Source organism: Mangrovimonas sp. CR14 (genome assembly GCF_011764015.1).
GTDB classification, from domain to species: domain Bacteria; phylum Bacteroidota; class Bacteroidia; order Flavobacteriales; family Flavobacteriaceae; genus Mangrovimonas; species Mangrovimonas futianensis.
On record NZ_JAAFZY010000005.1, the window covers coordinates 216388 to 240792 of the forward strand.

Sequence of the window (24405 nt, forward strand, 5' to 3'; positions counted from 1 at the left end):
TTAGTTTTGAGTAGCACCAAGTTCTTGTTCTAATTCTTGAACCTTAATATCGGTTCCAAGGCGTTGTAGATAAGCAATCAAAGCTACAATTTCACGGTTTCTCATTTCTACAAAATCACTACCGCCACTTTTCTTATCGGCTTCATAGGTTTCTGCAAAATCAGGATCGGTGTAGAGGTTTTCCTCAATTTTGGTTCCTTGAGCTAGCATGTTTTCTTGTGCTTTGGCAATGTCTTCATCTGTATAAGGCACGCCTAATTTCACCATGGTTCTCATTTTGGCTTCCGTTTGTGATTTGTCCAATTCATTTTTAATCAACCATGGATAAGGTGTCATAATAGAACCAGAAGATGTACTGGTAGGGTCATACATATGGTTTAAGTGCCAGTTGTCTGAGTATTTACCACCCACACGATGTAAGTCAGGACCAGTACGTTTACTTCCCCATAGGAATGGGTGATCATAAACATATTCACCAGCTTTTGAATATTCTCCGTAACGTTCTACCTCACTTCTAAAAGGACGCACCATTTGGGAGTGACATCCCACACAACCTTCTCTAATATAGATGTCTCTACCTTCCAATTCTAGTGGGGTGTATGGTTTGACTGTTGAAATGGTGGGTATGTTTGATTTGACCATAATGGTCGGTACAATTTGAATCACCCCACCAATAAGAATGGTGATTGTAGCTAAAATGGTTAACTGAATAGGTTTTCTTTCCAACCAAGTATGGAAGCTTTCACCAGCAATTCTTCTTTTAGATACACGCTGTAAAGCAGGAGCTTCTGCCAACTCATCGGTTACTGAAGACCCTTGTTTCATGGTCATGATGATGTTGTAGGCAAGGATAAACATTCCGAAGATGTACAAGGAACCACCTATGGCACGCATCCAATACATTGGGATAATCTCAAATACAGTTTCTAAAAAGTTTCCATATAGTAAGGTTCCATCTGGATTGAATTGCTTCCACATCGTAGCTTGAGTAAATCCAGCTACATACATAGGTAAGGCGTATAAAACAATTCCTAAAGTGCCTATCCAAAAATGGAGGTTAGCAAGCTTGATTGAGAATAAGGTTGTTTTGAACAATCTAGGTATCAGCCAGTAAATCATACCAAAGGCTAAAAATCCGTTCCAAGCCAAGGCACCAACGTGTACGTGGGCTATAATCCAGTCAGTAAAGTGAGCAATGGCATTAACCGTTTTTATAGATAGGGTAGGTCCTTCAAAAGTAGCCATACCATAACCAGTAATGGCCACAACCATAAACTTCAATACAGGGTCAACACGCACTTTGTCCCAGGCGCCTCTTAAAGTCAATAGACCATTAATCATACCTCCCCAAGAAGGCATTAATAACATGATAGAGAAAGTGGTTCCTAAATTTTGCGCCCATTCTGGAAGCGCAGTATATAATAAGTGGTGTGGTCCTGCCCAGATATAAATAAAGATCAAAGACCAAAAGTGTACAATAGATAATCTATAGGAATAGATGGGTCTGTCTGCCGCCTTAGGCACAAAATAGTACATCAACCCAAGGAATGGTGTAGTTAAAAAGAATGCTACGGCATTATGTCCGTACCACCATTGAACCAAGGCATCCTGAACTCCGGCATATACCGAGTAGCTTTTCATGCCACTTACAGGCAATTCCAAACTGTTGAAAATATGAAGTACAGCAACCGTAACAAAAGTGGCTAAATAGAACCAAATTGCTACATACATATGACGTTGACGACGTTTTAAAATGGTACCGATGAGGTTCCATCCAAAGGCAACCCAAATCAAGGCGATGGCAATATCAATAGGCCATTCCAATTCGGCATATTCTTTAGAGGTGGTTAATCCCAATGGTAGAGAAATAGCGGCAGCAACAATAATTAATTGCCACCCCCAAAAATTAACATTACTTAAAAGATCACTGTACATCCTAGCTTTAAGCAACCTTTGAGAGGAATAATAAACACCAGCATAAATGGCATTACCTACAAAGGCAAAGATGACAGCGTTGGTATGCAAGGGTCTTAAACGACCAAAACTTAACCAAGGGATTCCCTCTGTAAGGGTGGGAAATAGAAACATAAAGGCAAGGAGTAACCCTACCAACATGCCCACTACGCCCCAAACCATGGTGGCGATCAAAAACTTTTTGACAATTTTGTTGTCATAATAGAACTGTTGAATTTCCATAATTAATTAGTAGTTGGATTGTGGTTTGATGATTTATTTTTTGACTTGGTTTTAACCAATTCGTCTTCAAAGAGCATTCTAACAGACGGCGTGTAACTGTCGTCGTACTGTCCGCTCCTGACGGCTGTGATAAAGGCAATAAAGAATATTATTGCTACAATCACACTAATAGTGAGTAGAATATAAATAACGCTCATACCTAATTAAGAGTTTAGTTCAAATTTATAATGGCTCCAAGTTTTAAAACATGATTTTTATCATGATTTCTATTTTTTATCATTTTAATTTTCGTCCTAAATAATTGGTTGCTACCGTAGTAAAAATGACAATGCTTATGGAACTCAAAGGCATTAATATGGCAGCGATCACGGGTTTTAGTTGGCCAGTAACGGCAAAATAAAGTCCGATAACATTATATATGAAGGAAAAAATAAAACTCCACTTAATGATTTTTATGGCCGACTTGGAAGCCATAATGTAGTCGTTGAGCTGGTTAAATTTACCAGCATCCAAAATAGCATCACAGGCAGGGGAGAAGACATTGATGTCTTCTGAAATAGCAATACCCACTTCGCTTTGGGCTAAGGCACCCGCATCATTCAATCCATCTCCTACCATAAGTACTTTAGCACCTTCACTTTGATGGTATTTGATGTATTCTAGTTTATCCTGGGGCTTTTGGTTAAAAATCAGTTTGGTTTTGGTAGGTAGTAATTTTTTTAGGTTTTCTGCTTCACCTTCATTATCACCTGATAAAATAACCAAATCAAATGTCCTTTTTAATTTGTTGAATAACTTAGACAACCCTGGTCGGTACGAATTGTAAAAAGTATATTTTCCTTTATATTGGTCGTTACTGCTTATGTGGACTGAAGTACTCAATTCAGGTAGGGCAGATACTTGTCCTACAAAAGCAGGTGATCCTATTTTGATTGTGTTTGAACCATCCGCAGCTACAATCCCTTTTCCCAAGTGTTCTTCAAAATTGGTTAAAGGCACAATTTGGTGTTCGGCCAGTAGTTGGTACAAAGAGCGACTCAAAGGGTGGTTAGAACCCCTAAGCGAACTCTTTAAAAGTGCTTCTTCTTCTCTTGAAAGTTGAATGCCTTCATAATTGGCAGTACTTTTTTTATTGGCAGTGATGGTTCCTGTTTTATCAAAAATAATGGTGTTGATCTGCGCCAATTGCTCAATAACCGAGGCGTTCTTTAGATAAAATTTCAACTTGCCAAAAATACGTAGCAAATTACCCAATGTAAAAGGGGCTGCTAAGGCTATGGCGCAAGGACAGGCAATTATAAGTACGGCCGTGAAGACATTCATAGCTTTAGACATATCCACGATCATCCAATAGCTGGTGGCCAAAAAAGCAATACTTAATACGGCAATGGTAAAGCGCTTGCTTATAGTGTTGGTTAAAGTTGTAAAGGCATCTTCCTTATTTTTGTTAAAGACATCATTACTCCATAATTGAGTGAGATAACTTTGCTCGACAGATTTTAAAGCCTCAACCTCTATAACACCAGACGTTTGTTTGCCTCCAGCAAACAGTTTGTCTCCTGAGACTTTGTGAACAGATTCAGATTCGCCAGTAACAAAACTGTAATCCACATTGGCATTCCCATTTATAAGAATGGCATCTACCGGAATCAACTCCTCATTTCTTATCAAAAGCCTATCACCTTGTTGTATGTCATAAACTTGGATGGGTGATTCTTTGCCTTGATCCAGTTTGGTAACCGCAATGGGAAAATAGGATTTGTAGTCACGCTCAAAGGAGAGGTACGCATAGGTCTTTTGTTGGAAGAACCGTCCCAGTAATAAAAAGAATACCAAGCCTGTCAAACTATCAAAAAAGCCAGCGCCCAAATCAAACATGATTTCAATGGTACTTCTAACGAAGAGTACCAAAATACCTAGGGCAATGGGAACATCAATATTGAGTATTTTGGAACGTAGTCCTTTAAATGCGGAAATAAAATAATCTCTACCGGCATAGAAAACTACTGGTAGGGAGTAGGCAAACATCAGCCATCGGAATAAGCCTTTATATTGATCTAGCCAAAACTCATTAACCTCAAAATACTCAGGAAAGGAGAGGAACATGACATTCCCAAAGGCAAATCCAGCTACACCTAGTTTATAAATGAGACTGCGGTTTACCTTGTTTTTTCCGGTATTGTAATCTTCAAGAGAAATATAGGGCTCATAGCCAATACTACTTAGAAGCAAAACCAATTCTTTTAAGGAAAAAGCGGTTGTTTTATAGGTGGCTCGTACTGTTTTTTGCCCAAAATTAACTTGTGAAGCCGTAATGTTTGGATTTAATTTATTGAGGTTTTCTAATATCCAAATACAGGAGCTGCAATGGATGTGTGGAATTTTGAGTGTCACTATTTGAGTTTGCCCGTCATTGAATTCCAGTAACTTATCTATGATGGCTTCTTGTTCTAAGAAGTTATATTTGCCTTCAATTTCTTTGGGTGTAGCACCTGGGGCTTGTTGTAAATCGTAGTAGCAAGTGAGATCATTTTCATGGAAAATCTCATAGACGGTTTTACAACCGTTACAACAAAAAGATTTTTCGTCAAAAGTGATACTCTCGTTTTTACATGGATCACCACAGTGGAAACAGTTTGTTTGTTCCATAAAACTTGCTCAATTTACCTAAGACAAAAGTCTGTTTTAAGATATTAAAAAAATATGATAATTGTCAGCTTTTCACTAATTTTACGGTAGATTTCGAAGATATGAGTAAATGTGAACAATGCATCGTCAAGCAATTTAATTCTTTAAAAGCCTTAACCAAAGATGAACTGATTAGGATCTCTGGTTGTAAGGAATCTAGAACCATCAAAAAAGGGGAGATTATTTTTGAAGAAGGAGAAATTCTTAACGGTATATTCTGTATTAGGGAAGGTATTTGTAAGCTTTCCAAATTGAGTTCCAACGGTAAAGACCAAATAGTTAAATTGGTAGCTCGAGGGGACATTATGGGGCAACGGTCCTTGATTGGTGATGAGTCGGCCAATCTAAGTGCTGTGGCTATCAATGATATGGAAGTTTGCTTTATTCCTAAAAGTGAGATTCTGGACGACCTTCAAAAGAACAATAACTTTTCAATGACTATGCTGCAAAAGATGGCTGATGAACTTAAATTGTCAGATAATATTATTGTAGACATGGCTCAAAAGAGTGTCAAGCAAAGAATGGCAGAAGCCTTGGTTCAGATTTATGAAACCTTTGGAACTGAAGAAAACGAAGCCTTAAGCGTGATTCTTTCAAGAGAGGATTATGCTAATATTGTGGGGACAGCCACGGAATCGGCTATTAGAATCCTGTCTCAATTTAAGAAGGAAGGACTTATTAGTACCAAAGGGAAACAAATCATTATTGAAGACGTCAACGGATTAAGACGCGTAGAATAGCGGCCATTGTCATCCTGAACTCGCTTAATTTTTTTGAATCTTCGATTTCAGGATGAACTTTTCATTTTAACTACAAACTTTGCTGCCTACTGCCTACTGTTTACTGACTACTAACGTCATCAACCGCCTCCATATCAGCTTGTGGTAATTCTCCATCCATTTTTTTGGTTGGATTTTTAAGGTATTCATCAAGAAAGTCTACCACTTTACTATAGGCCTTTATTTGATTTTCTTTTTTCACAAAGCCATGGCCTTCATCTTCAAACAATACATATTCTACGGGCACGCCATTTTCCCTTACCCCAGCAACAATTTCATCACTTTCCACTTGCAGTACCCTTGGGTCTTGTGCACCCTGTAAAACCATAAGCGGTTTGGTAACTTTATCGGTGTGGAAAAGGGGAGAGATCCGTTTTAATCTAACCGAATCGGCACTGTAGGGATCCCCTAATTCCAAATACAATGATTTACGGAAGGATTCCCAATAAGGGGGAATACTTTTGAGGGTTCTCATCCAGTTGGTTACCCCAAACAGATTAACGCCTACATTAAACTCTTCGGGGGTGTAGGTTAGGGCTGCCATAGTCATGTAGCCACCGTAAGAGCCACCTATGATTCCTATTTTATCTGCATCAATTTCTGGTTGGGTTTGAAGCCAATTTTTCCCTTCAACACAATCTTGCAAATCTTTTTCGCCGTGGTTTAAGTCATCCATCTTATAGAAGGTTTTACCATAACCACTACTACCACGATTGTTTAGCGCCAGAACAGCATACCCATGATTTACCATGTATTGGAGCAAGGAGAAGTAACTTTGTCTTGTTTGTCCGCCGGGACCACCATGTACCCAAACCATGGCAGGTACTTTATGGTCTTTTGAAGCTTGATGTGGCAGGTAATAAATGGCTGGTATCACGGTGCCGTCAAAGGATTTGTAACGCACCACTTGTGCTGTGACCAAATCATCGATATTAATGTCTTTGTTTAGAACATTGGTAATCCTGTGTAATGCCTTGTTTTCAATGTTGTAAGTATACAAATCAGAAGGGGTGTTAGACCCGCCCACATACAAGCGCATCCATTTTTCATCATCGCTAAAACTCACACTGGTAATACTCATTTGACCAAAATCTGGTAAGTCTAGTGGTTGTTTGGTAGCTGTTTCTGTTACTTCTACGGCATTTTTTCCATCCTCATTTACATAGACAACCATATAGGTGCCATTTTCAGTAAAACCTGCACCCATAACATCCCAATCCTTTTGTACAACGATTGATTTTTCTTTGGTGCTGAGGTCATAAGCCATCAAATAAGAAAATTCCTGACCATCATCGGTGGTGTAGTATAGGGTTGTATTGTCTTTGGAAAACCCTTGGGCTGAATTCGCACTAAGCTGGTCATTGATCTTAGTAGATTCCTTGGTTTGCATGTTGTAGAGATACAGGTCGCTATCGTTGGTGTTTAATGATTGACTCAATGCAATATATTGCTCGTCACCAGAAATGGCACTAAAGTTCATACCGTCATTATTCTGGTAGATCAAGCTAGGTTTAAAAGTGTTGATACCCATTTTATACACATCAAAATACTTGGGGTCTCGTTTGTTTGATAAATAATAAAACCCTTGTTTATCTTCTGTCCAATCTAGGAATTGGGATTTAGCCTCTTTCTCTGGGGTAAGATCTGTCAGGGTCCCTGTGGTATCTCTTAGGTAAATATGATCTATTTCATCGCCATTGCCATCGGCTGAAAGCAACATGCGGTCATCACTAGGAAAAAAAGACTGGGCAAAGTATGATGTGCTGTCTGAAGCGGTTATGGGCGTGTAGTCCCCTCCTTGGGTAGAAACAGTGTATGCATTGTAGATGCCTGACTTGTTACTACTAATGAGTAATTTGGAATTATCATGAGAAAAGCTACCACCGCCTACGGACTCGTTATCCATAAACTGTTCAATAGTATATTGTGGGATTTCTCTTTGGGCTGTTTCGGTTTCTTTGGTTTGGTTTTCGTTCTTGCAGGATACAAGTATAAGTACAAAAATAAGGAGGATGGATTGCTTCATGATATCGTATTTGATTGATTATAAGCAATAAATATAATCAAACTTTACATAACACCCTTATAATGAGGCAGAAAAGTATATAAAGGTTTTAATTCTCCTGAAAGCCGCAACCCTGATTGTCTGGGAAAATAATTTACAGCGCAATTCCAACTGAAATTTAAGGCTGTTATCCAGAACCCCAGCCCTTGTCACCGTGAACCCCAGCCCTTGTCATTCTGAACCCCATCCCTTGTCATCCTGAACTTGTTTCAGGATCTAATGGTCGATACAGGTCCTTCCATTCTGGATTAAGGTTTTCAATAAGATTAATCTTCCAATCCCTGTGCCAATTTTTTAACTGCTTTTCTCTCTTTATAGCGTCATAAACGTATTGAAACTCTTCATAATATACCATTTTCCTTAATTTATATCTAGATGTAAAACCACTATTAGAACTAAGATGTCGTTCCATTCTATCATCTATACCTCCTGTAATGCCAATGTATAAGACGCCTCTTGGTTTGTTTGTAAGAATGTAAACCCAGTAGTTGTGATAGGCGCGTCTCATCATGTATTAAAAATAGTGATTTTGTGATAAGATGCTGAAATAAATTCAGCATGACAGTTCGTTTATTGAACCCCATCCCTTGTCATCCTGAACGTGTTATCTTCGATTTCAGAATCTAAATGTCGTCAAGACGTTCCTATCTGGTTATTTCAAACAGCAACAACTCGGTGTCATCATTAGGAAGAAAGGTGGTGCCTATCCGTTTCAACCCGAGTTTAATTAACAGGTTTTGGGAGGACACATTGTCTTTGGTGGTAAATCCTCTGAGGGTTTCTATGCCAAAATGGGTAAAGGCGGCTTCCTTAATACAATGGGCGGCTTCAAAACCGTAGCCCATTTTCTCATAGGCAGGTAGAAAGGCAAACCCAATATCAATGCCGTCTACGCCTTCCCGAGCGTAAAGTCCGCAGGTGCCTATTTTCTTTCGGTCTTGCTTCCTGATCAAGGTGTAGTTTGAAAAGCCCAAACGCTCTAGTTGGGGCAGCACTTTCACACGGATGTAACTTTCGGCATCCACTTCTGTTTTAAGGTGGCGGTCGCCTATGTACTTTAACCACTTGGGGGTATTTAAAAGCTCTAAAATAAAAGCCGCATCCTTAACACTGGTAGGTCTTAGGAGGAGTCTTTCGGTTTCAAAGGTTTTATAGGCCATGGCTGTTTTTATGCGGGGTCACGCACGTAACCGTACCCAAGGTAGTAAATTGGAACAGATTTTCAGAAGAAAAACACTTCTAAAGAAATGACTATCACTTTAGTCTTATGACGACCTTGGGCTTTTGTAAAGCCAATAACTTAGGCCTATGTGGCTACTTCTTTTTAGACTTGCCTTTGCCGTTTCCTTTGCTTTTACTGTTTCCTTTGCCTTTGTTCTTGTTTTTGCCGGCGTTGTTTTTTAATTGGTGAAATTCAGGCGAACCGGGTTTGATGCCTAGTTCTTTGGCGATGACGCCCCAACCTTTCTTTTTGTTGGTTTCATACACCGTAACCACGCGGTCAATAGAGACTCTAGAGAGTTTGGATAGCTCAAATGCCAAGTAAATTTCTCCAGGTGCCATGTGCAGGCTTGTGTGCATGTGGTCAATTTTCTTGCCGCTCACACCAAAAGACAGGCTTAGATCGCTTCTAAAGGCACTAAAGTTGGCCGTGGCTCTTGTGTTGATCATGTTTAAATCGGTGTCCAATTGTACACTGCCGGTGTTAAAGGAAATCTGTGCCGAAGCTGAAAAGGCCAAAAGGGCCAGTAGGAAGAAAATGCATTTTCTTATCATATCATTGTAGGTTAATGGTTCATGTTTGCTGCTCTAGTACGCGACACCTTGGGGAGATGGCAGGTATTTAAACAGGCTTGGTTGCTCTGGTTGCTTATTAGGGCGTTCTATCTCTAGAGGGATAGCATAGCTAAAATAGTCATTTTTTTGGTTTTTGGTTGCTGGTTTATAGGTTATGGTTGATGGTGTTTAGTTGGTGGTTTTTGGTTGATTGTAAAGACGGATGACAGAGGGTGGGACACGAGCTTGATGCTCTTGCTAGCCTAGGGGTGTACCACGCGATGGAATCGCGCGGTAGAGGGGGGCTTTTTTTAGTTCATTTCTTTTTTGGGTCTCCAATTTCGGTCAAATTTTCTGGCTTCTGGCCCAATATTTCCAAAGTCATATGTCACTGTACTATTTTCCGAGTCATTATTAAAGAAATTATCCCAAATGAGAACAAAACTTGTTAGTAAAATCGGGTTGCAGTTGTCGTTGGCAATTAAATGATAATTGTCTCCTTCAAACCAAGATACAGCTGATTTGTCAAACCAAGCAATTTGTTGGTCGTTTTTAAAGATTGATACTTTTCGACCTTTATGTCCATAAATGTCGTAAGAGTCCTTACCAATTTGACATTTATAGTGCATTTTCCAAATTCTAATAGTTCTAAAAGTCCAGTCACCTACATCATGTCCTGAGAAAATATATTTGGCTTTTAACCAGTCAAATTTTCTTTCAATTGTCGCTATTTGTCTGTCCTGAAAATTGCTTAGGATTATTTCGGATAAAAAGAATCGGAAAAGCTTTGTTCTTGACTTATAGGTCAATTCGTTGTCGACATATATGTTGTATTTATCACTAATTGCAATCTTATGTTGGTTAATGTCTATAGTCATTTCTTAATGCCCATTAATGTGTTATATCCTTACTAAAATAGTTTTTATTCCTTGATTTGTGGGGGTATGATTACGTTTTTGTTTCAGATCTTGTAGGCATTCGTTTTTTTATTTATTTTCTTCAATACAATCATTCATAAATTCTAATACATCAGTGAAATAATGTTCTAGATTCTTAAATTCTACTTCGCCAGGTTGCCAAGAAGAGAATTTCCAATATTTCCAATTTTCTAAATCTGTTTTTGGAGGGATAAGTAAAAAATATTGCTCTTCCATACTTCCACCTACTAATATACTTTGCTCTAATTGCTGTCCTATATCTGAAACTCCTTCTTGATTCCAAACTTTTACTAAAAAATCATCAATGTTTTTCAAAAAGTCAATTTTTTCAATCGGTTCAAAAGTAGGTTCTACATTGTTTGGTGCAGAAAACCCATTTGTAATTGAAAGAAACTGTTTATAATCTATTGGTAGTTTGACTTTGAGCTTTTTTTCGGTAAGTTTTATATCAGTTTCTAAGGCTGGTTTGATACCTAACCATTTATTTTCAATCTGCTCTTGAGTAAACTCAAAATCACCTAATTCAATGGCTTTCTCTGATATTTTTTTTAGTAGTGTGATCATATTTCAAATTATCCACAACGGGTTCTATCCTGACTAAAATAGTTTTTATTACTTGATTTGTGAGGAGGTGGTTACCTTTTTTACTATGCCAGACCTGGATCATTCTATGTAAAAGTAGGGGGGCGGTTGAGGGTTACAGCTTATTTATGAGATGCTGAAACAAGTTCAGCATGACAGTTTGGTGGTGAGATACTGAAATCCTTCGTTGGGCTCAAGACAGGCTTGATCCAATATTCTGTAAATGGGTGAAATATGGTAGGATACAGTTTTATTACTCAGGAAACTTATTAATTCTTTTAAACTGCCTGGTTACTATCTTTTCAGAATTCAGGAGTTTTAAAGTTATCTGATTCTCCTCAAATTGGATCTCCCAAAAATCTCTTGCTACTTGGCCTCCATATGGAATTAATTCAACTTCAGGTTTATGTCCATGAACATTATAAACCCCATTTATTCTTCCTTTTTCAGACTTTATAATAAAGCGTTTATCCCATCTAAAGAATATATAATCGTTCATTTCTTTTTTATCCGATTCCTCAAAATAATTACCATTTCCTATTACTTTTTCTAATTTCCAAAGCCCTAGAATTCTATCACCGTAAGTTTCTGGTAGTTTAGATGAACGTTCTAAAGTTACTTGGATATTTTGACCTTCTTCAGTTCTCTCCCATATCATTTCATTTTCATTAATAGATATCACAAAGGGATTATTTAAATCTTTTAATCCGTTTACGTTTTCTATTGATAATTCATTTGATTTGTTATTCAACTTCCAAGTCCCGTATGAATGTTGAAATCTTCCATTGCCCGATTCTTGTGTTAAATCGGAATTAAAACGAGTCCATCTTGCATTTGGGGTCATTTCTTCTTCTCCTGCCTTTACAGATTTAACAATCCATAACCCTTCAATTGTTGATTTATTTTTACAACCGAATAAAAAAAAGAATAACTATTATGGAGAATATGGATGTCTTATTCATGTTTTTGCTTTAATTAGCTATTATTGACTATCCTTACTAAAATAGCTTTTTATTCTTCATTTGTGGTGATGTGATTGCTTTTTTGACATATTAAGCTCTGGATGATACTAAGGTAAAGGTGGTGTTGGTTCGGTTTTTAACTAATTTCTTTGTTGTCAACTATTAGTTTTTATTTTTCAAGTATCCTATACCTAAAACAATTGGAATCAAAAATGATGAAGTTCCAGTAACTTTAACAGGAATCGTCGTAGCTACACCTATACCAATAGCAATTAAAACGAAAGCCAATATTGTTATTCCCATCCATTTGCGAACAACACCATTTTTCTTGAATGTTTCAATTATGAAAATAACCATTAAAAATAGTCCTCCCAATTGAGCAGTTGCGTATAGTGTTCTGATTCCACCACCAATCGTATTAAATACTTCTGGATTTGAAGAGAATACCTCCAATGCTGGTTGATAACTTCCAAGTGTCAAACACATTGCTACAACTTTTAAGCATTCACAAAGAATTAATATAGACCAGAAGAGACTTAATATTCCTTGTGAATTTTTGAAGAAAACAAAGTAGACCAAGGTCGAAATAAAATAGCCAAATGTTTGCCACGACCAGATAAACTTCATTCTATTCCAGTTTTCTAGTAAGAATTGAGGTGTCTCACTCCTTGTTCTATCAACACCAATCCATCCAATGTTATATTCAAATAAAATAGTAACTATTGTTATCAAAGCGCCTACTATCAATAATATTCCCGCGAGTCTATTTTCATTCATAACGGTTGATGTATTTATTGTTGCCAACTTGTTACATCCCTACAAAATAGGGTTTTATTTCTTGACTTTTGTGGAGATGGTTATCTGTTCTACCTTGGTTCTATGTTGGCTATAGTTTTACTAATTAATCAAGAATTCAGTTTTAGATAAACATTAAGATTTTAGTAGTAGTCTAAGAAAATCAGCTATATTATTAAAAACACCTGCTAACACAAACTGAAATAAAATATAAATCAGAAACCCAATCCAGGTAGCTTTGAAAAGTTTACGATATATTATTAAGTCAAAGAGAAATATCAATAAGAAAGGAATGAAGTAGATTACTACTAGCGAATTGAACATTTGAATTTCAAGAAAATTATAAAACCGGAGAATACCTGCTCCGCTTAAGATAATGATGCTCATTAGATAGTATCGCTTATGGTAATGCGGTTTATACCTGTTGATATAACCAAGTACTGTATAAATTACTCCCATTAGCATCAATGCCAACTCACTACCCATAAAGGCAAATGGAGTAGGCTCAAAGGGTAGGGGCTCACGCAATAAAACCACATATATTCCCGTAATAAATATTAAGATGATTATTGGTACCGAAATGTTACCAAGCTTCATATGTAGCTTTCTTTTTTTTAAGACTATTAATAAAACCTGAAGAAAAAAAAGCGTATACCAAATACCTCCTAATGCACCGTGTATTATAGCTCTTAAAGGTATCTCACCGCCATTGGAAATTATATTTTTTGAAGAGTATCCAAAGCCAAGTGAAGCTGTCGTTAAATAATAAATAGCCATAGCTGCAAAGAAGTAATGATCAGCTTTTTTAGTTGGAATTGCTTTGTTCATTTTATTAAATATTACGGTTTTTATTACTTGATTTGTGAGTATCTGATTGCCTTTTTGCTTTGCCAGACTTGATAATTCTATGGTGAAGGAGGGGCTTGGTTGTGCTGTCGTAATTGTGGTTTTATATTGTTTCAAACGTTTCTATTCTTTCAAATCAGTCAAAAATCAAATTATCATTACTTCATCTTAATTTGATTTTTCAACTTCGGGAACCAAGTAATCACCACTCAAAACTTCTTCTCCAGGCAGGTAAACTCTAAATAAAAAATTCCAACCTTCAGGCGCATCAAGACGGTTTGGAACATCGCCACAAACATCTTTTGATCCATAATGTACGGTGAAGGTTCCATCTTCGTTTAGTTGAACATTGGAATTATTCAACAGGCAATTCTCTGTTTTGATATAACCGTCTTCTCCATAAACGGTAATAGACCAAAACCCTTTATGCTCCGGGACCTTATAAGTGGCCGTGTAGCAGTGTGAAGCATTTATTTCTTTTGGCTTATAATTTAAATAGGTAGCAGCTTCTTCAGGCAATAAGCCCCAAGCAGCCGCAGCAGCAATGTGCCTTGTCTCTTCATTTACTTCACCTCTTTTTCCCATCATACCTTTCCAGCTTGAATATTTAGCACTTTCCTCATTATAAACCGCTCTTAAGGAATCTAATGATTCTAAATTCCATTGAAATTTGGGAAACTCTTGGCTAGAGATAGACTTTACAATAAATTGATCTTGAAGACCATTCAGTAATGCAATTTCTTTATTATCGCCTGCATCGAAGACTTGAAGTCGTATGATGATATAGAGAAAATCAGTGTTGCCTTCTATCTTGTATTGACCAGGTTGGTAAATCAAATCTTGGACGTAGTGATCATTATCAATTAAGAAAATAGAGGCGTATCGATCATCTGGCATTTCAGGAAATGTAATATCCAATCCTTCGCTTGCATCAAATACTCCTCCTGAGTAAAGTACATCTCTATTCATTCGTATGACTGTTTGCTTAACTAATGGTGTTGGTTGTCGGAAGTGGAAAAATTTGTTGGTTTGTCCAGCATTATTGATCATTTCCATAAAGGCACGATCTGTTTCAGCTCGAATAAATGTTGCCGGTGTAACCATAGCTGGCACATTTGCAGCTTTGGTTTTTTCCTGATTTGATTTCTTGTTTTGATTGCATGCTAGCACAGACATAGCTATAATTATAAATAATACTTTTTTCATATCGCCCTTTTTAATGATTTCTACTTGTTATGTTCTTCTAAATTAGTGTTTTATATTTTAAATATGGGCGTGTGATTACCTTTTTAGCTTACTGGGTCCTAGATGATTCTTTGGGAAAGGTGGGGTTGGTTGTACTGCTTTAATTGTGATTATTTATTGTTGTAAGCTGTTTTTATTTTTTCCATTTTATTTTCACAGCAGATATTTTGTCCAATTCCAATCTATTGGCTGCGAGTTTTTCAAATCCGTTTTTGAGATAAAAATTCAAGGGAGAGTTATAAACTTTTCCATTTTTCTTTTTATCTCTATTGTGGTCGATAACCCAGCCATTTAATTCATTTTCTTTTTGTTTTGCAAGTTCTAATATTTTTGTCCCAAGTCCGTTTCCTTGAATATTTGAGTCCAAGATTATTGCAAACCATTTTTCATTATCGCGTTTAAAGTCAAAATACCAACCTTTGATTTTTTGATTAGCGTCGATTATGAGTAAGTGAGATTGTTCTCTAAGGTTTTCAAGGTATTTGTCAAATTCTTCCTTTGATTGATAAGATAATTTCTCAGGATATTCGTTGTTCCATAACTCAAAAATTTCAAGTTTTTCAGATTCCGACAATATTGAACGTCTGAAGAATTTCATTTTATAAGATTGATTTTAAATTAGTTACGGTTTGTATAAAGTTAGTTGTTTTTTCCATTGGTGAATAAGAACATACTGTGAGTTATTAAAAGTTATTGATAATGAGTGGAGGACCCTTTGACAAGCTTAGGGTGACGGGAGTGAATAGTTACTTCTCGATACGATGTTTCCGGCGTCAACATCACTCGAAGTGACGGGGGAGTGAGTAGTTAGCCCTATGGTTATAGTTTAGGAAGGGGATATGTTAGTTTCGCTGAATCTTCGATGTCGCGAAGCAGTGGGGGTGGATTTTATTATTTTGTCGCATTTTTAGCTAGTTCAACAACGGTTTTAATCGTATTATTTAGTTCCTTTTTGCGCCAGTTAATGTGTAAATCTATATTTTCTTCCAATTCTATAAACTTTACATTTTCTATTTGTGCAGATTGAAACGATAATGGCAAGATTGAAATACCAAGTCCTTTTGAAACGAGGTTCATGATCATTCCTCCAAAATCTGATTCAATTATGGTATTGGGTTCGATGCCATTTTGCGAAAACCAAGATCTTAATAACGAAGCAAAAAAAGTGGTTTGGTGCAAACCCGAAATAATGAACTTTTCGTTCTCTAATCCAGTCATGTCTTTTTTATTTAGTCTATGATTTTTAGGAACGACCAAACATATAGGTTCGGAATAAAGTTTTTGAGAGTCGATATTTACATTTTTGATTTTGTCTCTACTAAATGCTATGTCGGTTTGAAAGTTCAATAAAAGCTTTTCATGATTTTCGTCTGTGGGTTCTGTTAATTCTATTTTTAAATCAGGCAGATTGTTGCTTAAAACCGTCAAGAATTTTGGTAAAAACTCATAAGCGATAGAGCCTGGATAAGTTATTGCAATAGTTCCTGTTTTTCCTTCGTCAATTTTTTTGGCGTGTCTTATTATTTGATCGAACTCGTTGATTTTCTCTGTCCAATGTTCTTGAAGAAATTTACCTGCATTGGTAAGTTTGACATTTCTTTTGTCCCTTTCAAAAAGTTGCATCTGTAATTCGTCTTCTAACGCTTGGATTTGCCTACTTAATGACGACTGCGATATGAAAACTTTCTCTGCTGTATTCCAGAAATGAAGCTCTTTGGCAAGGACTAAAAAATATTTTATTTGTTGGATTGTCATAAGTAATGCTGTTTTTACATTAGTTAGTCAAAAATATGTATTTTTTGAAGTATCTCAAAACAGTTTATTTGCTGACAATATTTTATTAAATCTAAAAGATTAAACACCATGGGCATTGAAAATTTAATACCATTTATGATAACGGCTTTGTTTTTCATTATGACGCCTGGAATTGACACGTTTTTTGTTTTAAATAAGTCAATTGGTCAAGGACAAAAGTCTGGTTTTTATGCTACATTAGGAATAAATACAGGTGTTTTGGCGCATACTTTTTTTGCTGCTTTAGGGTTATCTGTACTTGTTGCAAAATCTACTTTAGCATTTACTTTCATCAAGTTTATTGGAGCGGGTTATCTAATTTATATAGGTTTTTTAAAGTTGAATAACAAAGAGGGATTTTTCACGACTGAGAATAAAAAATTAAATGAAAATTCAAAAAACGATTTTTGGGCTGGATTTTTGACGAATACTTTAAATCCTAAAGTTGCATTATTCTTTTTGGCGTTTTTCCCCCAATTTATTGATGTAAATCAAATGAACAACCCAATTCCATTTTTGTTTTTAGGAATTATTTATGCTTTAATAGGGATTGTATGGTTTTTAATTTTGACATTATTCGCTAGTGTTTTCAGTCAAAAGTTAAAAAGTAATCCTAAATCAGGACGTTGGTTAAATAAATTTAGTGGATTGGTTTTTATAGTTATGGGAATAAAAATAGCATTTGCTAAAACTTAAATTTTTAGTCCCATTTAATTAATAATCAGGTGTTTTATAAATGTGGCTAACGTGTTCTTTTTTTACTATAATTGTCTTTTATTGCTTGATTTGTGGTAGTGGTATATAATTACCTTTTTAGCTTACTGGGTCCTCGATGATACTATGGCAAAGGATGGGCTTGGTTGAGCATCTTTTTTAAGGGGATGTTGTGGTAAGTCTCCGCAATGGAGCCCTGTTTTTTAACTCAGGTTTTTATTTATCCATTCGTACTTTGTCAAAAAATGAAATCATTTGTTGCAAATATTCAGGAATTAATACGCCAGGTCCATGTTCACCTCCCTCAACCACCATAAACTCACTATCAATATTAGATTCTTTTAATTTTTCAAATAAATATTCACTCTGACACAATGGAACTAAAGGGTCTTTGTCACCATGTATAATAAGAAAGGGTGGGGTGTTTTTACTAATATAGGTTATAGGGTCAGCTAAATGACATTTATCTTTATTGGACTGAATTGCTCCTCCAACCAATGATGACTCTGGTGATTTTTCATCATCATGGTTCATTGTGCTACCACAGTCATCCATTAAAAGAAAGTTTGTTGGGCCAAACCAATCAACAACGGCGTCTACATGACTGCTGAAAGAGGTGTGATGGCCTATATTCCCTTCAATATCTATAGTGTTTCCATTATATTTAAAAGTTGTGATATTGTTACTTGTGCCTGTAAAAGCAGAAAGATGTCCTCCCGATGACCAACCGGTTATTCCAATAAAACTTGTGTCTAATGAAAATGATAAAGCATTTGCCCGTACAAATCGAATAGCGGCTTTTACATCTTGAATTTGAGCAGGGAATTTCGCATCAGAACTAGCTCTGTGATTAATTGTAACAACTGCATATCCTGCTTTTAATAATTCTTGTCCAATACCTTCTGCGTAGGTGGCTCCTTTTAAATTATTACTGAACCATGCACTGCCATAAATACTTATAACCACGGGATATTTATCAAGTTTTGTGTCTGGAAGATGAATATCCAGTCTATGCCCAATTTGACCATCACCAACGTAATCTATATCAAGCCAATGTTTTGATGAATGAATTTCAAATGCTTCAAAATCTTTTTGCTGGTGTTGAGCACTAATAACTAAAGGTAATAGTAGTCCAATAAAAATAATAATCCTGCTAGTTTTTCCTTTTATCATGATTTTATAAAAAAGGTTGTCGATATATTCCTTTTAAGTTTCTCGAGTGCAATTCCAATTATGTGTTCAATTCCGATATTTTGAGAAATTAAAATTCTTAAATGCTCGTTAGTCAATTCTCCAATGATTATTTTCAGATAACGATGGCATTTTTCGACCAAACTTGTCGGAAACTCGGAAGGTTCTTTCCAAACATCATTTTCAAGCTGTTCAATTGATTGGGTCATTTTTTTAAAGTTCCATCTTCGTTAATAAATTCAAATTGATGAGATGTCTCAATGATTTTACCTCCTTGTTGAAGAAAAGAACCAAACAAACCATTCCAGCTTTCGAAATCTGATTCAGATGCAGTATCCCAACGAATCATTCCGTAATAATCATTTTCATCAAGTTCTGATTTAACCACAATTCCAAATTCTCCGTCGAGTGAGACTTTCATTCCTATTTCAAAGTTGGTTTTCATTTTTCAGCTTGCGTACAACTTGCTACATACCCACTAAAATAGTCTTTTACTCCTAAATTTATAGGGGTATGGTTACCTTTTTAGCTTACTAGGTCCTAGATGATTCTTTGGTAAAGGACGGAGCCTGGTTCAGCATGACAGCTTGCGGAGAAAGTGACCCCTAAAAACAAGTTATAGCGTTCTCCATTTTCATTGTCCAATATCAATAGTTCTCGATATACCTCCCTGCGGTCGGCACTCGAACTGACTACGTCTTGTTAATCCCAAGAGTGATGTCACTTCGAGTGATCGTTCAAAGAGCAACGAAGAACGATTGTATCGAGAAGTCAGCCTCCGTAGTCCCATTGTTAATTGTTCATTGTTAATTGAGTATCGTCTAGCCTCTTGGTTCTTGGTTCTTGCTTCTTTTCCATTAAAAAAATCATAAAACCCGCCCAAAACTTGACAACCAACCAAAGAATATCGTAATTTTAAAGTGCTATGACAAACCCAAACCCTCAAAGGAAAGGCTTCGTTTTTAAAACCTACGAGGCACCATACCAATCGCCTTTTGATAAACTCTTCGATATCTTTAAGGAGCTTATTACTTATACCTCTGGAGATTTTGACGAGGCCATCGACTGGTTGCGCGATTTGGATGACGAATATAAGTTAACGACTGCTGAGTATACCATTGACGATTTTATTGAAGACCTGAAGAAAAAAGGATACATCCGTGAGGAGATAGACCCCGACGGACAAGGAGGAATGGCTATTACTGCCAAAACCGAACGAGCCATCCGTCAGCAGGCACTCGACCAAATCTTTGGGAAAATAAAACGCAGTGGTGCTGGTAACCACCGCAGTAAAACCCCAGGGGTGGGCGATGAGCATATGGGGGACTTTAGAACCTATCAGTTTGGGGATGCGCTTGACAAAGTGAATATGACCGAGAGCCTAAAGAATGCCCAGATCAATCACGGTATTGGTGATTTTACCATGGCCGAGGATGACCTGGTGGTAGAGGAGACCCTCCACAAATCACAGATGAGTACCGTGCTGATGATTGACATTAGCCATAGCATGATTCTTTATGGCGAAGACCGCATTACCCCAGCCAAAAAGGTAGCCATGGCACTGGCCGAACTCATTACCACACGCTATCCCAAGGATACCTTGGATATTTTGGTATTTGGGAACGATGCCTGGGCTATTGAAATTAAGGACTTGCCCTACTTAAAAGTAGGACCTTATCATACCAATACGGTGGCGGGCTTGCAGTTGGCCATGGATCTACTGCGAAGAAAACGAAATACCAATAAACAGATTTTTATGATTACCGACGGGAAACCCAGTTGTGTGCGTTTGCCAGGCGGGGAGTACTATAAAGACAGTGTGGGGTTGAACCCCTTTATCACCAACAAGTGCTATGCCATGGCCCAACAGGCTAGAAGGCTGCACATACCCATCACCACCTTTATGATTGCCAAGGATGAGTACTTGATGCAGTTTGTAAGGGAGTTTACCTATGCCAACCAAGGGAAGGCCTTTTATACAGGGCTGAAAGGACTGGGGGAAATGATTTTTGAAGATTATGAAACCAATAGGAGAAAGCGCATTAGGGGATAGGGAAATTGTAACTTTAAAAGTAATAAAATTGATACATATTGTCACATCGAGCGTAGTCGAGATGTTTCAAAAAGCGAAATATAAATGAAAATAGAAAACATCAAAACCTTTGGACAATTAAAGGAAGCAGGCTATCATAGCAAGTCTATCAAAGACGAACTTAGGGATAACCTCATTCAAAAAATAAAGAACAACGAGCCTACCTTTGAAGGAATTCACGGGTATGAAACCACGGTGATTCCTGAATTGGAACGCGCCATCCTGTCTAGGCACAATATCAACCTATTGGGGTTGCGCGGACAGGCCAAAACCCGTCTAGCCCGATTGATGGTCACTTTGCTAGACGAGTACATTCCTGTGGTGGAAGGCTCTGAGATTCACGATGACCCGTTTCATCCCATCTCCAGATATGCCAAGGAGTTGTTGCAGGTGAAGGGTGACGAGACACCTATAGGCTGGTTGCACCGTGAGGAGCGTTTTGCCGAAAAACTGGCTACCCCAGATGTGACGGTGGCTGATATCATTGGGGATGTAGACCCCATTAAAGCAGCAAACCTAAAACTGAGTTATGCCGATGACCGTGTGATTCATTACGGAATGATACCGCGGGCCAATAGAAGCATTTTTGTAATCAATGAGTTGCCCGACTTGCAGGCTCGTATACAGGTGGCCTTGTTTAATATCTTGCAAGAAGGCGATATTCAAATACGTGGGTTTAAATTGCGACTGCCTTTGGATATGCAGTTTGTGTTTACTGCCAATCCTGAGGATTATACCAATAGGGGAAGCATTGTAACCCCACTTAAAGACCGAATCGGGTCCCAGATTTTGACGCATTACCCCATAGATATAGAAACCGCTAGATTGATTACTGAACAAGAAGCCAAGGTGGTCTCAGGACAAAAGGAGCATATCATGGTTCCAGATCTGGCAAAAGACCTGCTGGAGCAGATTGTTTTTGAAGCTCGGGATAGCGAGTATATTGATGCCAAAAGTGGGGTAAGTGCCCGACTGAGTATCACGGCTTTTGAGAACCTTTTGAGTACGGCTGAAAGGCGTGCTTTAAAAGCGGGTGACGAGCAAACCATGGTTAGGTTAAGTGACTTTGTGGGTATTATTCCATCAATAGTAGGAAAAGTGGAGTTGGTATATGAAGGTGAGCAGGAAGGTGCCGCCTTGGTGGCTTACAACCTGATAGGGGAAGCGATTAAAACTTTGTTCCCAACCTATTTTCCAAAGATTGAGAAACTTAAAAAGCAGGATGAGGAAACCCCTTATGATGATGTGGTGTCATGGTTTTTTAACCAAAAGGATGGGTTTGAAATCCTGGATGACTTTAGAGAGAAGGAATACCGACAGTTACTGGATTCCATATCGCCACTAGATGATTTGATAGGGAAGTACCAACCTGAATTGCCTAAAGAGGAAACTTACTTTGAGAAGGAGTTTATCTTGTGGGCCCTAGTGGAATTTAAGCAACTGAGTAAATTTAGGTTTACCGAGGGGACCCAATTTAAGGATCCATATGGTAGTTTTATAAGCGGTATTTAATAACTGTCCCCGAGGGACTTTTGGTTGGCCGCACAATACTTGATGATTTCGAGGATGCGTTTTTGTCTGGTGGTGTCGCGTTTGGCGTCATTTAACCAGTACAGATAGCTCTTTCTGTAAGATGGCGCAAACTGATTGTAGTTATCAAAAGCCTGAGGATTTTGGTCGAAAGCTCGCTGTAAATCCTCAGGTATGATGCCATTTTCTACATCGTCTAGGGCTGTCCAACTGCCATTTTCTTTGGCAATTGCAATAGACTGGTGCCCCGATGGGTGAATCAAATCGGCAGCTGCCAATTCATCAATGTATTTTTTGTTTAGGGCGCTCCAAGCACTTTTGGGGTTTCTCCGGGTAAAGTACTGCCGGCGTTTGCCATCGCCCAAACTCTTGACGGTAGAATCGATCCAGCCATAGCAAAGGGCAACCTTTACGGCTTCTTCCCAGCGCATGCTGTCTTTGGGATGGTCTACCTTATAAAATATTAAATAAACACCTGTAAACTCCTCGTGGTTGTCATGCAACCAGTCCCTCCATGCATCATGTGTTTTGAAATAGAGTTCGAGGAGTTTGGACACGGTTATATCTTTTTAGGGATGATATAGAAATTAGGGTCAATGGTTACATCATCCGAAGCAATAAAAGCGGTGCGCCATTCTTGCTTAGGGTAGATCCATTGTTTCTTACCATCATAGGTAATGATTACTGGCATATCAAAGTTTTCAACCACATTGGTCCATCTAAACTTGATTTGCTGACCTTCCACTTCATATTCCAAAACAGGAATTCGGGTGTCTCTTAAATACTGATTAAAAAACTCAGTAAGGTCATAACCGGTTTTCTCGCTTAAGTAGTCTTCTACCTGTTTGGTAGTTACCGTTTGGTGGTAGAAATCTTTGTTGAGACCTCTTAAAATTTGACGCCACTTTTCATCGTCTTCAATCAATTGGCGTAAGGTGTGCAACATGTTGGCACCTTTGTAGTACATGTCTCCAGAACCTTCTTTGTTCACATCGTAAAAACCAATGATGGGTTTGTCATTAGAAACAGCTCTACGCGTTCCGATGACATATTCTGAAGCGGCTTTTTTTCCGTAGAAATAATCTAGGAACAGGTTTTCAGAATAGGCTGTAAATCCTTCATGAATCCACATGTCTGCAATGTCCTTATTGGTGATGTTGTTTGCGAACCACTCATGACCAGACTCGTGGATGATGATGAAGTCAAACTTCAACCCCCAGCCCGTTCCAGATAGGTCACTACCCAAGTAGCCATTTTGATAATGGTTACCATAGGTTACCGAGCTTTGGTGTTCCATTCCTAAATATGGAACTTCTACTAGCTTAAAGCTGTCTTCATAGAATGGATAAGGACCGAACCAATGCTCAAATGCATCCATCATTTGAGGCGCTTGCTTGAACTGTTCTTTGGCCTTGTCTAAGTTGTAGCTAAGCACCCAGTAGTCCATATCTAATGGACCTTTTTCACCTTGGTATACTTCAGAAAAATGGGTGTAATCTCCTATGTTGACATTGACGCCGTAGTTGTTGATTGGGTTTTTAACCTCCCAATTAAAGGTGGTAGTTGTTGGGTTTTCTACTTTGCTTTTTAAGCGTCCATTGGATACATCTATCAACCCTTTTGGAACCGTAACCGAAATGTCCATGCTGTCTACCTCGTCATACATATGGTCTTTACATGGCCACCAGACGCTGGCGCCCAGACCTTGGCAAGAGGTAGCGATAAAGGGATTGCCGTTTTGGTCTTTTTTCCAAGAGAAACCACCGTCCCAAGGAGCTCTAACTGCTTCTCTTGGTTTTCCGGTGTAGTGAACCACAATTTCTTCGGTATTGCCAACCTTTTGATATCTTTTTAAGTAAACGAAATGGGCGTTGCCGTCATGCTTTACATACAACCTTTGTCCGTTTTGGGTGACTTTGGTTATTTGCATGGGCTCTTGCAAATCGATTTGCATCACGCCATTGCGCTCTAGAATCTTATACCTGATGGTATTGGTACCTTTGATGGTTTTGGTTTCTGGGAAAACCTCAATATCTAAATGGTAATAAGTTAAATCCCACCAAGCCCGTTCTGGGGTAATGGTACCCCTTAAGGTATCTTGGTGTGTGAAATTCTCCTTCTTTTCTAACAGGCCTTGGGAATAGCCACTTAGAACAGACAGTGTCATAAGCGTCGTTAAAAGTAAGTGTTTCATTATGTAGTAAGTGTGGGT

The 24405-nt window shown here is 37.9% G+C and carries 24 protein-coding genes; 4 read left to right on the forward strand and 20 right to left on the reverse strand.

Annotated features, from left to right (window positions below; all coding sequences use genetic code 11):
- From ccoN to GZ212_RS11840, 3 genes are all read right to left on the reverse strand, one after another.
- A complete protein-coding gene (ccoN, locus tag GZ212_RS11830; protein WP_053971747.1) occupies positions 1-2196 on the reverse strand; it encodes a cytochrome-c oxidase, cbb3-type subunit I in 2196 nt (731 codons plus the stop codon).
- Positions 2197-2198: 2 nt separating this feature from the next.
- On the reverse strand, positions 2199-2393 hold the full coding sequence (ccoS, locus tag GZ212_RS11835; RefSeq protein WP_053971748.1) for a cbb3-type cytochrome oxidase assembly protein CcoS: 195 nt from the start codon (positions 2391-2393) through the stop codon (positions 2199-2201).
- A gap of 79 nt (positions 2394-2472) precedes the next feature.
- Positions 2473-4845 carry a heavy metal translocating P-type ATPase metal-binding domain-containing protein gene (locus GZ212_RS11840; protein WP_166960464.1) on the reverse strand — a complete coding sequence of 791 codons (2373 nt, stop codon included), beginning with the start codon at positions 4843-4845 and terminating at the stop codon, positions 2473-2475.
- Between the two features lie 101 nt (positions 4846-4946).
- On the opposite strand from GZ212_RS11840, the gene GZ212_RS11845 reads away from it, so the two are divergent.
- On the forward strand, positions 4947-5624 hold the full coding sequence (locus GZ212_RS11845; RefSeq protein ID WP_053971750.1) for a Crp/Fnr family transcriptional regulator: 678 nt from the start codon (positions 4947-4949) through the stop codon (positions 5622-5624).
- 100 nt (positions 5625-5724) lie between these two features.
- On the opposite strand, the gene GZ212_RS11850 is transcribed toward GZ212_RS11845, so the two are convergent.
- The 12 genes from GZ212_RS11850 to GZ212_RS11905 all read right to left on the reverse strand — a co-directional run bounded on the left by GZ212_RS11850 (position 5725) and on the right by GZ212_RS11905 (position 16627).
- Complete coding sequence (locus GZ212_RS11850; RefSeq protein ID WP_166960467.1) at positions 5725-7689, reverse strand: prolyl oligopeptidase family serine peptidase; 1965 nt, start codon at positions 7687-7689, stop codon at positions 5725-5727.
- A 232-nt stretch (positions 7690-7921) separates the two neighbouring features.
- On the reverse strand, positions 7922-8239 hold the full coding sequence (locus GZ212_RS11855) for a GIY-YIG nuclease family protein (RefSeq protein ID WP_166960470.1): 318 nt from the start codon (positions 8237-8239) through the stop codon (positions 7922-7924).
- Between the two features lie 133 nt (positions 8240-8372).
- Positions 8373-8888 (reverse strand): GNAT family N-acetyltransferase, encoded by a 516-nt coding sequence (locus GZ212_RS11860; protein WP_166960473.1) that lies wholly within the window; start codon positions 8886-8888, stop codon positions 8373-8375.
- Positions 8889-9042: 154 nt separating this feature from the next.
- Positions 9043-9504: a hypothetical protein gene (locus GZ212_RS11865; RefSeq protein WP_166959957.1), complete on the reverse strand. Its 462-nt coding sequence runs from the start codon at positions 9502-9504 to the stop codon at positions 9043-9045.
- Between the two features lie 311 nt (positions 9505-9815).
- Entirely contained in the window at positions 9816-10382 is a 567-nt protein-coding gene (locus GZ212_RS11870; RefSeq protein WP_166960476.1) for a hypothetical protein, read from the reverse strand.
- Between the two features lie 108 nt (positions 10383-10490).
- Positions 10491-11006: an SMI1/KNR4 family protein gene (locus tag GZ212_RS11875; protein WP_166960479.1), complete on the reverse strand. Its 516-nt coding sequence runs from the start codon at positions 11004-11006 to the stop codon at positions 10491-10493.
- Positions 11007-11277: 271 nt separating this feature from the next.
- The gene (locus GZ212_RS11880; RefSeq protein ID WP_166960482.1) at positions 11278-11868 is read right to left on the reverse strand and encodes a hypothetical protein; all 591 of its coding nucleotides are present in this window, start codon (positions 11866-11868) and stop codon (positions 11278-11280) included.
- Positions 11869-12148: 280 nt separating this feature from the next.
- A complete protein-coding gene (locus tag GZ212_RS11885) occupies positions 12149-12763 on the reverse strand; it encodes a hypothetical protein (RefSeq protein ID WP_166960485.1) in 615 nt (204 codons plus the stop codon).
- Between the two features lie 153 nt (positions 12764-12916).
- Complete coding sequence (locus tag GZ212_RS11890) at positions 12917-13744, reverse strand: hypothetical protein (RefSeq protein WP_166960488.1); 828 nt, start codon at positions 13742-13744, stop codon at positions 12917-12919.
- A gap of 51 nt (positions 13745-13795) precedes the next feature.
- A complete protein-coding gene (locus GZ212_RS11895) occupies positions 13796-14833 on the reverse strand; it encodes a DUF1214 domain-containing protein (protein ID WP_206080437.1) in 1038 nt (345 codons plus the stop codon).
- 172 nt (positions 14834-15005) lie between these two features.
- Positions 15006-15470: a GNAT family N-acetyltransferase gene (locus tag GZ212_RS11900; RefSeq protein ID WP_166960491.1), complete on the reverse strand. Its 465-nt coding sequence runs from the start codon at positions 15468-15470 to the stop codon at positions 15006-15008.
- Between the two features lie 293 nt (positions 15471-15763).
- Positions 15764-16627 (reverse strand): LysR substrate-binding domain-containing protein, encoded by an 864-nt coding sequence (locus GZ212_RS11905; RefSeq protein ID WP_166960494.1) that lies wholly within the window; start codon positions 16625-16627, stop codon positions 15764-15766.
- 108 nt (positions 16628-16735) lie between these two features.
- On the opposite strand from GZ212_RS11905, the gene GZ212_RS11910 reads away from it, so the two are divergent.
- Positions 16736-17362: a LysE family translocator gene (locus tag GZ212_RS11910; RefSeq protein WP_166960497.1), complete on the forward strand. Its 627-nt coding sequence runs from the start codon at positions 16736-16738 to the stop codon at positions 17360-17362.
- Positions 17363-17596: 234 nt separating this feature from the next.
- Here the strand turns inward: GZ212_RS11910 and GZ212_RS11915 are convergent, their stop codons facing one another.
- The 3 genes from GZ212_RS11915 to GZ212_RS11925 are packed head-to-tail and all read right to left on the reverse strand — an operon-like array spanning position 17597 to position 19016.
- On the reverse strand, positions 17597-18553 hold the full coding sequence (locus tag GZ212_RS11915) for an alpha/beta hydrolase (protein ID WP_166960500.1): 957 nt from the start codon (positions 18551-18553) through the stop codon (positions 17597-17599).
- Positions 18550-18780, reverse strand: a complete 231-nt coding sequence (locus GZ212_RS11920) for a contact-dependent growth inhibition system immunity protein (protein ID WP_166960503.1) — start codon at positions 18778-18780, stop codon at positions 18550-18552. The genes GZ212_RS11915 and GZ212_RS11920 overlap by 4 nt, the downstream gene beginning before the upstream one ends.
- Positions 18777-19016: a hypothetical protein gene (locus tag GZ212_RS11925; protein ID WP_166960506.1), complete on the reverse strand. Its 240-nt coding sequence runs from the start codon at positions 19014-19016 to the stop codon at positions 18777-18779. The genes GZ212_RS11920 and GZ212_RS11925 overlap by 4 nt, the downstream gene beginning before the upstream one ends.
- A 480-nt stretch (positions 19017-19496) precedes the next feature.
- Between GZ212_RS11925 and GZ212_RS11930 the strand changes: the two genes are divergently transcribed.
- Entirely contained in the window at positions 19497-20624 is a 1128-nt protein-coding gene (locus tag GZ212_RS11930; RefSeq protein ID WP_166960509.1) for a VWA domain-containing protein, read from the forward strand.
- 84 nt (positions 20625-20708) lie between these two features.
- Positions 20709-22175, forward strand: a complete 1467-nt coding sequence (locus GZ212_RS11935) for a sigma 54-interacting transcriptional regulator (RefSeq protein ID WP_166960512.1) — start codon at positions 20709-20711, stop codon at positions 22173-22175.
- On the opposite strand, the gene GZ212_RS11940 is transcribed toward GZ212_RS11935, so the two are convergent.
- Both GZ212_RS11940 and GZ212_RS11945 read right to left on the reverse strand, forming a co-directional pair.
- Positions 22172-22750 carry a YdeI/OmpD-associated family protein gene (locus GZ212_RS11940; protein ID WP_166960515.1) on the reverse strand — a complete coding sequence of 193 codons (579 nt, stop codon included), beginning with the start codon at positions 22748-22750 and terminating at the stop codon, positions 22172-22174. The two genes, GZ212_RS11935 and GZ212_RS11940, sit on opposite strands and share 4 nt — an antisense overlap.
- A gap of 2 nt (positions 22751-22752) precedes the next feature.
- Positions 22753-24387 carry a M1 family metallopeptidase gene (locus GZ212_RS11945; protein WP_166960518.1) on the reverse strand — a complete coding sequence of 545 codons (1635 nt, stop codon included), beginning with the start codon at positions 24385-24387 and terminating at the stop codon, positions 22753-22755.
- Between the last annotated feature and the right edge of the window lie 18 nt (positions 24388-24405).

Bases quoted from the DNA above. Each gene is read 5' to 3' on its own strand.
- ccoS (WP_053971748.1), bottom strand. From the start codon at position 2,393: ATGAGCGTTATTTATATTCTACTCACTATTAGTGTGATTGTAGCAATA.
- GZ212_RS11945 (WP_166960518.1), bottom strand. From the start codon at position 24,387: ATGAAACACTTACTTTTAACGACGCTTATGACACTGTCTGTTCTAAGT.
- GZ212_RS11850 (WP_166960467.1), bottom strand. From the start codon at position 7,689: ATGAAGCAATCCATCCTCCTTATTTTTGTACTTATACTTGTATCCTGC.
- GZ212_RS11855 (WP_166960470.1), bottom strand. From the start codon at position 8,239: ATGATGAGACGCGCCTATCACAACTACTGGGTTTACATTCTTACAAAC.
- GZ212_RS11925 (WP_166960506.1), bottom strand. From the start codon at position 19,016: ATGAAAACCAACTTTGAAATAGGAATGAAAGTCTCACTCGACGGAGAA.
- GZ212_RS11865 (WP_166959957.1), bottom strand. From the start codon at position 9,504: ATGATAAGAAAATGCATTTTCTTCCTACTGGCCCTTTTGGCCTTTTCA.
- GZ212_RS11930 (WP_166960509.1), top strand. From the start codon at position 19,497: ATGACAAACCCAAACCCTCAAAGGAAAGGCTTCGTTTTTAAAACCTAC.
- GZ212_RS11900 (WP_166960491.1), bottom strand. From the start codon at position 15,470: ATGAAATTCTTCAGACGTTCAATATTGTCGGAATCTGAAAAACTTGAA.
- GZ212_RS11915 (WP_166960500.1), bottom strand. From the start codon at position 18,553: ATGATAAAAGGAAAAACTAGCAGGATTATTATTTTTATTGGACTACTA.
- GZ212_RS11905 (WP_166960494.1), bottom strand. From the start codon at position 16,627: ATGACAATCCAACAAATAAAATATTTTTTAGTCCTTGCCAAAGAGCTT.
- GZ212_RS11840 (WP_166960464.1), bottom strand. From the start codon at position 4,845: ATGGAACAAACAAACTGTTTCCACTGTGGTGATCCATGTAAAAACGAG.
- GZ212_RS11880 (WP_166960482.1), bottom strand. From the start codon at position 11,868: ATGACCCCAAATGCAAGATGGACTCGTTTTAATTCCGATTTAACACAA.
- GZ212_RS11845 (WP_053971750.1), top strand. From the start codon at position 4,947: ATGAGTAAATGTGAACAATGCATCGTCAAGCAATTTAATTCTTTAAAA.
- GZ212_RS11885 (WP_166960485.1), bottom strand. From the start codon at position 12,763: ATGAATGAAAATAGACTCGCGGGAATATTATTGATAGTAGGCGCTTTG.
- GZ212_RS11875 (WP_166960479.1), bottom strand. From the start codon at position 11,006: ATGATCACACTACTAAAAAAAATATCAGAGAAAGCCATTGAATTAGGT.
- GZ212_RS11895 (WP_206080437.1), bottom strand. From the start codon at position 14,833: ATGAAAAAAGTATTATTTATAATTATAGCTATGTCTGTGCTAGCATGC.
- GZ212_RS11860 (WP_166960473.1), bottom strand. From the start codon at position 8,888: ATGGCCTATAAAACCTTTGAAACCGAAAGACTCCTCCTAAGACCTACC.
- GZ212_RS11910 (WP_166960497.1), top strand. From the start codon at position 16,736: ATGGGCATTGAAAATTTAATACCATTTATGATAACGGCTTTGTTTTTC.
- GZ212_RS11935 (WP_166960512.1), top strand. From the start codon at position 20,709: ATGAAAATAGAAAACATCAAAACCTTTGGACAATTAAAGGAAGCAGGC.
- GZ212_RS11870 (WP_166960476.1), bottom strand. From the start codon at position 10,382: ATGACTATAGACATTAACCAACATAAGATTGCAATTAGTGATAAATAC.
- GZ212_RS11920 (WP_166960503.1), bottom strand. From the start codon at position 18,780: ATGACCCAATCAATTGAACAGCTTGAAAATGATGTTTGGAAAGAACCT.
- ccoN (WP_053971747.1), bottom strand. From the start codon at position 2,196: ATGGAAATTCAACAGTTCTATTATGACAACAAAATTGTCAAAAAGTTT.